Here is a 12,261-nt window from a genome sequence, read left to right as displayed (position 1 = left end):
TGAATGTCAAATCTAGCGGATTTATCTGCTGTCACGCTTGTTGATGCTTATAAGGCGAAAAGGCTGTCGCCGGTTGAAGTGACCGAAGCGGTCATTCATCGCATTGAAGCCTATGAACCAAAGCTCAACGCCCTCTGGGCCTATGACCCTGATGCTGCACGTAAATCAGCAAAGGCGTCGGAAGCGCGCTGGGCCAAAGGAGAGCCTGCAGGCGCGATTGACGGCGTACCGCTGACACTCAAAGAAAATATAGCAACGCAAGGCTTGGCTGTGCCGCTTGGTTGTGCTGCATTGCCGTTGAAGCCTGCTACCGCTGATGCGCCAGCTGCTGCCCGCACTCGTGAAGCTGGCGGTGTACTGCTTGGCAAAACAACTATGCCAGACCTTGGCATGCTATCCTCCGGGCTTTCGAGCTTCCATAAGCTTGCCCGCAACCCATGGGATCTGAGCACAAATCCTGGTGGATCGAGTGCAGGTGCTGGTAGTGCTGCCGCTGCCGGTTATGGGCCTTTGCATGTTGGTACCGATATTGGTGGTTCCATCCGCTTGCCTGCCGGCTGGTGTGGAGTCGTGGGCCTCAAGCCGTCTTTTGGGCGTATTCCGATCGATCCTGCCTTTTTGGGCCGAGTTGCCGGTCCTATGACACGCGATGTTGCGGATACGGCGCTTTATATGTCGGTGCTTTCCAAGCCTGATCGTCGTGATGGCATGAGCCTGCCTTATCAGCCAATTGATTGGATGAACCTCGACATTGATGTGAAAGGCCTGAAGATCGGCCTTTGGCTTGATGCTGGTTTTGGTGAAGATGTCGGCGATGAAACCAGGGCGGCAATCGAAGCTGCAGCAAAGTTGTTTGCGGATGCCGGCGCTATCATCGAGCCAGTCGAGCCGTTCTTAAATCGTACAATGATTGACGGTCTTGATCGTTTCTGGCGCGCGCGATCATGGTCGGACATCAAGAAAATGACACCTGAAAACCGGGCGAAAATCCTGCCCTACATATATCAATGGACTGAGACCGCTGAAGGGCTGTCGGGCGAAGAGGTTTATACAGGCTTTGCCCAGATGGATGCGATGCGCAATGCAGCACTTGCAGCGTCGAAAGAGTTTGATTTCATCATCTCTCCGACCGCGCCGATGGCGACCTATCCGGCAGAATGGGCCTCGCCGATCAACGATCCGCAGCGCCCGTTTGAGCATATCGCCTTTACGGTTTCGCTCAATATGTCGGAGCAGCCCGCAGTTTCGATCAATTGCGGATATACGTCCGAAGGGTTGCCGATTGGCTTGCAGATTTTCGGCCAGCGCTTTGATGATCTGGGTGTATTGCGTTTGGCAAAAGCCTATGAGGACATGCGGCCCGCACAAAGGCCGTGGCCTGTCATCTGATAAGGGAAAGGCGGTTTATACCGCCTTTTTTATTTGCCCGGTCGCAATGGCGCTCGCTCTTTATAGCGTTCTGTTGCAGTCAGTTTCACGATAAGTGGTTCCGCATCGCGCCATGGATAAATCTCCGTGCGCAGATACTCAAGCTCGCTATCCAGCTCGTCCTCGTCTACCTCAGTCCACCATGATTTCGGGCGACCATCGGTGCCGTCTGACCAGCGATAGCGGCGCTCTTTCAGCTTGTCCTTCATCTCGAAGGGGCTGTTTTCAGCGTAGATGCGCAGGCGCGATTTGTGACTGGCCTTGAGCAGCTCCGAAAATGGCGTTTGCTTGCGGCCTGATGTTTCGCGCAACACGGCCAACAGTGCCTGACAATCATCTTCAGCGCGGTGGCCGTTGTGAAAATAGCCGCTCTGGCCAATCAGATAACCAAGTTTTGTGCCTTCAAAGCCGCGCGCGGTCCAATCAATCTCCTTGACCGAACAGGCCCATGGCTTGTTCTCAAACACAGGCGAGAACCGTTCAAGAAATGGTCGGTCGAAACCTGCATTATGTGCAATGATCAGATCTGCCTCTGAGATCAGCGATTCCAGTTTCGCACGGGGGATCATCTGTCCCGCTACCATCTCATCGGTAATGCCGGTGATGCGGGTGATATCGGTTGGAATTGGTTTTGATGGTTCCTGCAGCGCGCTGAACGTCGCGCAGACATCACCAATAGAACCATCGTCGGCATAGCGGAAAGCGACCGCGCCAATCTCAATAATTTCTTCTTGCGCGGCACTCAGACCAGTCGTTTCTGTATCGACCACCACACCAAGACGCGGGAAAGCAAGTTTATCTGCATCCGGCACTATCGGTGCCGGGTCGAGCCGTTGCAGGATGCGATAGCGGCCGCTGTCCTTCAGGCGCTGTACCATTTCCGCTTCATCAATAGCCGTTCCCTTGCCGGGTCTGGTGCGGGCAGGACGCAGTTCCGCCCGTTTTTCTCCGTCCACTGCTGGAGGAGTAAAAAGGTCGAACTGATGGCGCATATGTTTTCTCCGCATTGGGGCTGTGCGTAGTGTTAAAATGGCATTTCAGAACCTCGTCACCAAGGCCTTAATAAGTTTAGTAACAGGTAATGTTGGCGATATTGAATGTTATAGGCTTATTTAAGTGAATGCTTGAAATCAGTATCTGGGGATAACTATCAATGTATAAAACGGAGCATTGGCCCGTGCGGCTGTGATCCTATTGTTTATATTTTATTATTAGAACATAATTAATTTACAATAGTCTAAATCAGTGAAATATCTATCTTTTTACAATAAAAGTTTGCTTGATTTGAATCGTTTATTATCGTTTTAAATGCATTCAATTCCGATTTTAATATATTTTTTGTTTAAACGGTATCATCTGTCGTGAAATTCGTTCCTCCTCTCCTGATTATGTTGTTTGCGACGACGATGTCCGGCGTATGGATGCTCGACACCAAACGCAAACATATGTTGTTGTTCGGACTGGGTTTCGCAACATTTGCGACCGGCTTGCTGCTACAGGTACTGCATCTTCTACCAAGCTTAAATGCAGAGGTATTTACCGCCACTGCCTTTTATCTCCTGGCCGGGCTTTTCTTTTGTGAAGCCGTGATGGTTCGTCTTGGCAGGCCATTTTCCCCCTTTGCTGGGGTGGCGATTAGTGTGCTGACATTGGCGATGATCGCCTATCTCGCACAAGCTGGCATCGCCTATAAATATATGGCGATTGTTTCAAATTTCGGGCTTGGCGCAATGATCGCGGTCCTTTGTATAAAGTCTCAGCAACTAGCCGAAGGTAATTGGATTGAACGGACACTGCATAGCGTCCTCATGATATTTGCGATGCATTTCTTTCTCCGCAGCGTACTAACTTTCAACATGCTTGAGGGTGTTGCGAGTTCTGAAGAGTTGATTAGTTCGAAATACTGGACCCTCGTGACGATTTCTGTTTCCTTTATAGGGGTATTGCTTGGCCTGGTTATTCTGGTCGTGGCAACTGCTGATGTGGTCAACGAATTGCAAGGCGAGCGTGATTCAGATCCGCTAACGGGCGTTCTTAATCGCCGTGGGTTGGAGCGATCTATTGGGCGGAAGGTCACCGCTTCGGATAAGAATAAACGCGCTGTCATCATCGCGGATATTGATCACTTCAAAGCGATCAACGATGAATTTGGCCATTCCATCGGTGATAAGGTTCTGGTGGAATTTGCCTCTTTGCTTCGATTAACTGCTGACGAAGGAACGATAGTCGGTCGCGTTGGCGGCGAGGAATTCATTCTGATCGTGGAAGGCAGCGCAGAGCAATGTGAGGTCTTTGCCAATCGTCTTTGCAATCACGTGGCACGATATAGCTTTTCGATGTTGCCCAATGGGCGCAAGCTCACCAGCAGTTTCGGCATGTCCATTATGCGCAATCACGAGACGGTTTGGGATGCCGCAGAACGTGCAGATATTGCCCTTCTGAGAGTGAAACGGCGCGGACGTAATCGCGTGGCGGTCGAGGGCTCGGAGTTTCAAAACACGGCCCATGTCAACTATTTGCTCACGGCATAGTGAGCCTGTCTGAGAGAGACAACCATACTTTCTTTGCTGTCAGCAAGCGATTGTAAAGAATTTAGTTACCATAATTCTTCATGCTTAGTGCGAGTTTCAAGTCAGCACTTTTGCCATGATTGCTTCGCTTTTCCGCCGAACTTTCATGCAAAGCGACTGCGAGAAAACCAGTAATTATTCAGGACGAGTAGTATGGCGTTCGTCACAGAAACGTATGATTTTGTATTGCCGCGTGGGATTAACATCCCCAACCCCTTTGTATTTAAAGGCATTTTACGTGTTGCAGCAGTGCTCGGTGCAGGCCTTTTGGCTGGCAGCTGCCTGATGACTGCATTAGGCACGGTGGAAGCTGTATTGCCAGCTTTCGTGCCAATGGCTCCTGTAATCCGACGTCTTCCGACGGCAACGCCGCATCAGCTGGCCGTCGTCGATCAAAAAATCGGCATGGGCCATGTCATCCGTCAACGCTTCATCGACGCCTATACCGCCGATGCGCCATATTCCAATCTTGATTGGCGGCGCAATAAGGCGATTGCGGATGCACCGATCATCGCCGATGTCGGTCCGGAAGCAGTGATCGAAGACGTGCCCGTAGCTGTGACGCCGGTAATCGAACCGCGCGAGGAGAGGGTGGTAACGACGACGCTGAAACAGGACGTGGTTTCGCCAACGATAATCGCTTCAGCTACGAGCGCAGCCCAAATGGCGGCGCAAGATTATAGTGCGCGTTCACAAGCGGCACTGCCATCCGGCGATGCTATTCCTGTTCCAACGTCTGCTCCTGACGCCAAAACCGCGCAGGCATCTATTGAAGACGACACCGATAGTTTTCTTCCTGACGACGTGCCTTTTCCTGGCCGAAAGCCGGTGATTAATAAGCCTGGTGTCGCCAAGCCTGAAAAGCAGGAAAAAGCGCAATTGGCCTATGCGCCTCCAACTGGGAAAACCGAGAATATACAGCGCGGCCTTTTTGGTCGACTTTTCGGTCAGGCTGCCCACGGTCGGACGGCGATTTATGATATTTCTGCCGCAACAGTGTATCTGCCGAGCGGTGAAAAACTCGAAGCGCATTCGGGTATGGGCCACATGCGTGACAACCCGCGCTATGTTAACCAGAAGATGCGTGGTGCCACGCCGCCAAGCACTTATAAGCTTCAGATGCGTGAAAGCCTGTTCCACGGTGTCGAAGCAGTCCGGTTGTTACCCGTCGATGGGCGCAATCCGTACAACAGAGATGGTCTGCTGGCTCACACCTATATGCTTCGTCGGGCTGGTGATTCAAATGGATGTGTGGTCTTCAAAGACTATAAGCGGTTCCTAAGCGCGTTCAAACGCGGTGAGTTTGACAAGATGATGGTTGTGACAAGTATGTCTTCATCGTCAAAGCCAGCACGTATTGCTTCCATTTTCTGATCTTGGGAAAATGGAAGCCACACCCGTTCCAATGACACTATTTTAGTTGGAAAATCTCCCGGAGCGATGATTTGCATCAAGCACCAATGCTTTCAAAAAGCGGTGCGGTAATGTCGAGGATCAAATTGAGTGCCCGGTCCGCATCTTGCTCATCTGCAGGAAGTTCAAACTCTGCAAGCTCAATAGCAGCAATTTGAGAGGCAGGAATTGCGGCCAGCGCGTCACGAAGCTGAAGTGCAAGCAATCCACCTTCGATCGCGTAAGCGGCCGGAATCAGCCCCGGTTCCATGACATCCCAATCGATGTGAACCCAGATTGGACCTGTGCCGATTGCAGCCAGAAGCGATTGAGCATTGGCTGCCTCAGGCCTGATTACTTTGACATTGTTGCGATCAAGCGTTTCCATTTCTTCAGGATCAATGTCACGAGCTCCGAAAATTATCACCCTTTCCGGCGCTAAATTTCCTCCATATCCGCTGTCCCAAAGCCCACAGATGCCAGCCAGCGCCATTCCGCCCATATAGCCGGAACCAGTTGTCTCGGGTGTATTGAAATCACCATGTGCATCAATCCAAAGGACAGTCAGCCCATCTATCTGGCTGGCCGCCTGAGGAATGGTCGCAAGGCTTGCCGAACAGGTGTTGGTGGCAAGGAGCGGTAGGTGGCCGGCAGTTAGTTCTTCGCAGACAGCTGCCGCGAGACCTTTGAGCGTGCTACCGGCCTGTGGCAATGCCTCACTCCAGTCATCGGAGACAGAAGGCGTAGGTGTACCAATGGTTCTGATGGAAAAATCGTAGCGCTCTGACAGAGCTTTTGCGACGGCCAGAGCGCCGGGAATAGCACCTGGAGTACGATCTGCTACTCGGCCCTGAGAGGTGATGATGCGCGATTTCATGCGAGTTGTCCTTGATACTTGAAACAGGCATAGGTTCTTTACCGAGTTGCGTGAATTATCGCTATCCGTTTGTTTTTGCGAAGCTTAGAGCTATGGCATATCGGATCAATCAAGTTCTCGCCAATCAGTCCGGCACGGTGCGTTATAGATTTCAGCGGGGTGACCAGGGTGACCGGTTAAAAGTTTGCACTGCTCATAGAAATGCATTCTCGTAATCGAGAACAACTTGATATAAGCCTGCGCGACATCGTTCCATGTTCCGGTTACTGAAATTGTTTGGATCGATAAGCGCTTTTTCTCGCGGTTAGAAACAGGGACCGATGATGTTCAACGGCTTTCGGCTTTTCGTGCCCATATTGGCTGGTGCCAGTTTGCGTGACCGGTTGATTGGCAGCCTTGGCGCATTGATCGGCATATGCCTGACAGGTCTCATAACTGCACTCGTTATGGGCAGAGGTATTGAATTTCCCTTGATTGTGGCACCGATCGGCGCTTCTGCTGTGTTGATTTTCGCAGTGCCTGCAAGTCCGTTAGCCCAGCCCTGGTCAGTCATTGGCGGCAATGTGATTTCAGCGCTTGTTGGTATCACGGTCGCTCGTTTTATTGGTAATCCGCTGATTGCCATCGGTGTTGGCGTTTCTCTTGCGATAGCCATCATGTCGATATCGCGTTGCTTGCATCCACCAGGCGGTGCTGCCGCTTTGACAGCTATTATCGGCGGCTCAGGCGTAACCGATCTGGGCTATAAATTTGCATTTTTGCCGGTGGGTCTGAACTCTGTATTGTTGGTCGTTCTTGGTGTTGCGTTTCACAAATTGGCGAGACGAAAATACCCGCATGTGCCAGTTTCAGCGCCTGCGAATACACACAAGACCAACGATCTTCCCGCACCTTTGCGGGTAGGTTTTACGTCAGACGATATTGCCTCGGCATTGAAGGAAGTCGATGAGACTTTCGATATTGATCCGGGTGATCTTGATCGGCTGCTGAGGCAGGTTGAACTGCAAGCGCTTATTCGCACACACGGAACGTTGACGGCTGAAGATATCATGTCGCGTGACGTTATCAGTATCAATAAGCACGCAGTTCCTGATGAAGCCCGACGCCTGATGCTTGAGCACAATATCCGCACGTTGCCTGTGATTGGCGAACAGGGCAGGCTGGTTGGTACTGTCGGGCTGCGCGAGCTGGGTGGTTCCGCCAATGAAATCAGTATGCTGATGGTCGATGCTATAACGGTGCAGAAAGACGAGCCGGTTGTGAAATTAGTGCCGCTTCTGACGGATGGGCGATCTCATGCTGTCATCGTAACAGATCAGGACAATGTCGTTCAGGGCCTCATCTCTCAAACCGACTTGCTGAGTGCTCTTGCACGATCATTACGGTTTCAGGAACCAGAGCCGCCAAAGAAACGAAAATCACGGCTGAATCTGCTTCGCGGCGCAGGAATATAGCCGCGTAAAAGTCGCGCGATCTCGATTTTTTACTCTTTTGGCGTATGAATCGTGCTGTTTTTTTGCAGATGCCTGTTCCGTCCAGCTGCGTAACAGTATGACCAACTAACGCTGCATGTTTCAAGATGTTCAGCGTAAGCGAAATAAATTTATCTCATCGACCCTGATTTAAGACGCCTGATCTTTGAGCTTTCATCAAGAAGCCAAGAAACTAAGTCCTGGCCACCCCACATATCCGCGTTTGCGAATGTTTGTGGGCAAGGCTGTGCTTGAGGTTGACCTCAGGCGGCTTCAGTTTTGCGATGAAAGTGGATGGGCCAATGCCGTATCAGATAAGTCTTCTCGACAAGAGCCCGGTGGCAGAGGGGGGAACCGCCGAAGCTGCTCTTGCCAACACTGTATCCTACGCTCAGGCTGCGGAGCAGGCGGGATATAAACGCTTCTGGGTAGCTGAACACCATCACGCGAATGAATTGGCCGGACCATCTCCAGAGGTGCTTGTCTCTTATCTCCTGGCATCGACGAAACGCATCAGAATTGGGTCGGGCGGGGTTATGCTTCAGCACTATAGCCCTTACAAAGTTGCGGAAAATTTTAATTTACTGGCTGCACTTGGGCGCGGACGCGTTGATCTTGGCGTTGGCAAGGCACCCGGCGGACTTCCGCTATCGACCAAAGCTTTGCAGCAGGAAATCGACAGCGCAAAACGGCTTGATTTTAATGGAAAACTCGCACAGCTGAGCGCATTTCTGGGTGGTGAAAAGATCGGATCCGGCCCGTTTGCGGGGCTGGCTGCTACACCAAAGCCTCAAACGTCGGCCGAACGGTTTGTTCTTGGAGCAAGTCCCGAAAGCGCTCTGCTTGCCGCGCATTCGGGCTGGGATTTTGTGTATGCCGGGCATCTGAACGGCGATACTGACAATCTGCAAAAGACGTTCGATGCCTATCGTGACGTAACCGGAAAAGTGCCTATTCTGGCGCTTGGAGCTGTCGTCGCGGAAAACAAAGAAGACGTTGATGCAGCGCTGTTAAAAATCAAGATTTTTAAAGTTCATCTGGCTTCCGGCACTTCGGTCTCGGTAGGCACTCCGGAGGCTGCGGCAGAGTTTGCTCGTCAGGCTGGTGAAGCTGATTATCGGGTCGAGGAAAAACGCCCAAGCGTACTCGCAGGCTCGCCCAGGCAGGTGAAGCAGAAACTCGATGAATTGCATGAGCAATATGGGGTTGCAGAGTTTGTGCTCGAATTTCCCGCTGTCTCCCATGAGCAGCGACTGGTTGCCGTTGAAAGTCTGGCCTGTGAACGACTGGCTATTGCAGCCTGATCGCAAGGCAGGCGGGCTATAAGGAGAATTTGAAGTGAGTTCCAAGCAGATTAAATTCGGCATTATGTTGCAAGGCGCAGGTGGACATATGAATGCCTGGAAACATCCATCCGGGCCAGCAGATGCCAGCGTCAATCTTCAATTTTTTATCGATGCCGCACGCAAAGCTGAAGAGGCAGGCATCAGCTTCGCCTTCGTTGCAGATGGACTTTACATCAACGAAGTTTCCATTCCTCATTTTCTCAATCGCTTCGAGCCTTTGACGGTTCTCTCCGCACTTGCAGCAAACACAAAGCGCATCGGCCTTGTTGGTACAGTTTCAACGTCCTACAGCGATCCGTTCACCGTTGCACGTCAGTTTGCGTCGCTTGATTTGATTTCGGGTGGGCGTGCTGGCTGGAATGTTGTGACGTCACCACTTGAAGGTTCCGGGCGCAACTACGGCAAGCCGCATCCTGAACATGCATTGCGTTATGAAATTGCGGACGAGTATCTTGAAGTCACTAAGGGGCTTTGGGATTCATGGGATAATGACGCCTTTATCCGCGACCGTGAGAGTGGCACGTTTTATAAGCCGGAAAGTTTTCATCGTCTTGATCATAAGGGGCGCTTTTTTTCGGTTGAAGGTCCGCTGAACATTCAGCGATCGCCGCAGGGGCAGCCGGTTATTTTTCAGGCTGGCGCTTCGGAAGCCGGCGTTGGGCTTGCAGGTAAACACGCAAACGCCGTTTTCACCAATGCAGGTACAATCAACGATAGCCAGACCTTTTATGCGCAGATCAAGGCCAGTGCTTTGTCACATGGACGCGCGCAGGACGATGTCGGTATTTTTCCGGGCATTGGTCCTGTTGTGGGGCTAACAGAAGCCGAAGCTGAAGAAAAATACCATGCAATCCGCAATCTGGTGAGCATCAGTGAAGCTCTGTCTTATCTTGGACGTTTCTTCGATCATCATGATTTCAGCACATATAAGCTGGACGAACCTTTTCCTGATTTGGGCGATGTTGGCAAAAACAGCTTCCGCTCGACTACGGATCGTATCAAACGCGATGCGACAGAGAACGGACTGACCTTGCGTGAAGTCGCTTTGAACGTTGCGACGCCGCGCACGTCGTTTATTGGAACAGCGGATAAGATCGCTGACGAAATTATTCGATGGAAAGAACTGAAGGCCGCTGATGGCTTCATTCTGGGTTTTCCTGTGATCGCCGAAGGTCTTGATGATTTTACAAAGCATGTTCTGCCAATTCTGGAAGAGCGCGGCTATCATGAAGCGACGCTTGCCAGTGATACGCTGCGCGGAAATCTGGGGCTTGGATATCCTGAGAGCCGCTACGCAACACCGTTTGTGGATGACGATGCCGGAAGTCACCAAAAAGGTGCGGCATGAATATCCGGCAGGCGCCAGACGTAAACCGTAAACTCGAAATCGAAACGGGGATCGCTTCGTTTCTTGATGAGTTTATTGCTCTGCGCCGCGATATTCACATCCATCCGGAACTGGCGTTCAAAGAACACCGCACGGCCTCTCTGGTTGCAGATTTGCTGCGTCAGTGGGGATATGAGGTAACGACGGGTGTTGGTGGTACAGGTGTGGTTGGCACGTTACGGCGCGGCACGTCGACAAAAACCATCAGTATCAGGGCTGATATGGATGCGTTGCCGATTATCGAGGCGACGGGGCTTGAATATGTGAGCAGCAATCCCGGCGTTATGCATGCCTGCGGCCATGACGGGCACACCAGTATCTTGCTGGCAGCTGCACGCTATCTGGCAGAGGCTGGTCAGTTTTCCGGTATATTGTATGTGATTTTCCAGCCTGCCGAAGAAATCGGTGCAGGTGCCCGGCGTATGATTGAGGGCGGTCTTTTCGACCGTTTTCCCTGCGACGCAATCTACGGGCTGCACAATTGGCCTGGCGTGCCTGCCGGCAACTTTGGATTTGTTGCAGGCCCCGCAATGGCATCTGTTGATCGTGCAAAGATCCGGGTCAATGGCCGTGGCGGTCATGGCGCGGAGCCGCATAAATCCGTTGATCCGGTTGTTGTTGCGTCATCCATTGTTCTGGCGCTTCAAACGGTGGTTTCGCGCAATATCGATCCGCTTGATATGGCCGTGGTGACGGTTGCATCTATCCATGGTGGTGATGCACTGAATGTCATTCCCGCAAGTGTCGAGCTTGGTCTGACCATTCGTTCGTTCTCACAAAGCGTACGTGAAGAGTTGCGTGGCAGGATCGAAGCGCTCGTCCGTTCACATGCAGAGAGTTACGGCGCGGAGGCGGATGTCGATTACCAATGGGGCTTTCCTGCTTTGATTAATGCCAAAGCCGAGACTGCGTTTGCACAGCAAGTGGCACTCACTACCTTTCCCAAGGGGGCAGTGATCGAAGACTTCAGGCCGCGAACAGCCAGCGAAGATTTTGCTTTCATGCTGGAAGAGCGGCCCGGAAGCTACTTCTTTGTCGGCAATGGGGAGAGCGCCGGACTGCACAGTCCAGAATACGACTTCAATGACGAAATCCTGCTGCCAGCGGCTCTGTTCTGGGTGCGTCTGACAGAGGCCTCTTTGACCTGAAATGGGTGTTTAAATCATGGCTGATGAATTTCTCTACACTTCAACGCAGGATGTTCGTGCCGTACCACTTATCGAGGCGCTTACGATCGAATATGACACGCGCTATGGCACATATTTTAGTACTGACGGTGCTGCGGCCGAAATGAACAAATATCCGCCAGAGGTTTTTGCTCCGCCGCATGGCAATTTTCTGCTTTTGCTTCGCGATGGGCAGACTATCGGAGGCGGGGCATTCATGCGCTATGACGGGGTAACTGCCGAGTTCAAGCGCATCTGGACTCATGGCGATCTGCGGCGGCAGGGGCTGGCACGAAAGGTGCTCAACGAGCTTGAAGCGCAGGCGTATCGTCAGGGTTACAAACGGGTATATCTCACCACCGGGTTCAGACAGCCCGAGGCGAGAGAGCTTTACCTCAGAAATGGATATACAGCACTTTTCGATGTGTCGGCCGATCCCGAAATTTACGGGACGCTTCCCTTTGAGAAGAGCTTACATAATATTCATGAAGTTAATTTTCTCTCTTCTGAAATTGAATCGAAACAAGTGGCTTCTGTATAAGTTAATGTTATGCCAATCTGTGCGCATAATGGAAAAAATGTTCGTTCATGAGTGTTTAAATAGACTTATTTGTTTTGAACAT

General features: G+C 51.6%; 10 protein-coding genes. 8 read left to right on the top strand and 2 right to left on the bottom strand.

Annotation, left to right across the window (positions count from 1 at the left end):
• Positions 1 to 3 precede the first annotated feature (3 nt).
• Positions 4 to 1,389 carry an amidase gene (locus CEV32_RS06265; protein ID WP_094575254.1) on the top strand — a complete coding sequence of 462 codons (1,386 nt, stop codon included), beginning with the start codon at positions 4 to 6 and terminating at the stop codon, positions 1,387 to 1,389.
• 29 nt (positions 1,390 to 1,418) lie between these two features.
• Here CEV32_RS06265 and CEV32_RS06260 read toward each other — a convergent pair whose 3' ends face one another.
• Positions 1,419 to 2,420, bottom strand: coding sequence for a 3'-5' exonuclease (locus CEV32_RS06260; RefSeq protein ID WP_094575252.1), 1,002 nt, complete (start codon positions 2,418 to 2,420; stop codon positions 1,419 to 1,421).
• A gap of 369 nt (positions 2,421 to 2,789) precedes the next feature.
• Here CEV32_RS06260 and CEV32_RS06255 point away from each other — a divergent pair, with 369 nt between their 5' ends.
• The gene (locus CEV32_RS06255; RefSeq protein WP_094575250.1) at positions 2,790 to 3,959 is read left to right on the top strand and encodes a GGDEF domain-containing protein; all 1,170 of its coding nucleotides are present in this window, start codon (positions 2,790 to 2,792) and stop codon (positions 3,957 to 3,959) included.
• Positions 3,960 to 4,151: 192 nt separating this feature from the next.
• On the top strand, positions 4,152 to 5,372 hold the full coding sequence (locus CEV32_RS06250) for a DUF2778 domain-containing protein (protein WP_094575248.1): 1,221 nt from the start codon (positions 4,152 to 4,154) through the stop codon (positions 5,370 to 5,372).
• Between the two features lie 76 nt (positions 5,373 to 5,448).
• Here CEV32_RS06250 and CEV32_RS06245 read toward each other — a convergent pair whose 3' ends face one another.
• Positions 5,449 to 6,267 (bottom strand): arginase family protein, encoded by an 819-nt coding sequence (locus CEV32_RS06245; RefSeq protein ID WP_094575246.1) that lies wholly within the window; start codon positions 6,265 to 6,267, stop codon positions 5,449 to 5,451.
• Positions 6,268 to 6,587: 320 nt separating this feature from the next.
• On the opposite strand from CEV32_RS06245, the gene CEV32_RS06240 reads away from it, so the two are divergent.
• The 5 genes from CEV32_RS06240 (at position 6,588) to CEV32_RS06220 (ending at position 12,179) form a co-directional block, all read left to right on the top strand.
• The gene (locus tag CEV32_RS06240; protein ID WP_094575244.1) at positions 6,588 to 7,721 is read left to right on the top strand and encodes an HPP family protein; all 1,134 of its coding nucleotides are present in this window, start codon (positions 6,588 to 6,590) and stop codon (positions 7,719 to 7,721) included.
• Between the two features lie 320 nt (positions 7,722 to 8,041).
• Entirely contained in the window at positions 8,042 to 9,043 is a 1,002-nt protein-coding gene (locus CEV32_RS06235) for an MsnO8 family LLM class oxidoreductase (RefSeq protein WP_094575242.1), read from the top strand.
• A 64-nt stretch (positions 9,044 to 9,107) separates the two neighbouring features.
• Positions 9,108 to 10,433, top strand: a complete 1,326-nt coding sequence (locus CEV32_RS06230) for an LLM class flavin-dependent oxidoreductase (protein ID WP_374883349.1) — start codon at positions 9,108 to 9,110, stop codon at positions 10,431 to 10,433.
• On the top strand, positions 10,430 to 11,620 hold the full coding sequence (locus CEV32_RS06225) for a M20 aminoacylase family protein (protein ID WP_094575238.1): 1,191 nt from the start codon (positions 10,430 to 10,432) through the stop codon (positions 11,618 to 11,620). The genes CEV32_RS06230 and CEV32_RS06225 overlap by 4 nt, the downstream gene beginning before the upstream one ends.
• 16 nt (positions 11,621 to 11,636) lie before the next feature.
• The gene (locus CEV32_RS06220; RefSeq protein WP_094575236.1) at positions 11,637 to 12,179 is read left to right on the top strand and encodes a GNAT family N-acetyltransferase; all 543 of its coding nucleotides are present in this window, start codon (positions 11,637 to 11,639) and stop codon (positions 12,177 to 12,179) included.
• Positions 12,180 to 12,261 lie beyond the last annotated feature (82 nt).

This window comes from Brucella rhizosphaerae (assembly GCF_002252475.1).
In the GTDB taxonomy this organism is placed as follows: Bacteria; Pseudomonadota; Alphaproteobacteria; order Rhizobiales; family Rhizobiaceae; genus Brucella; species Brucella rhizosphaerae.
Note: the sequence above shows the minus strand (reverse complement) of the source record. Positions and strands in the feature narration are given on the sequence as shown.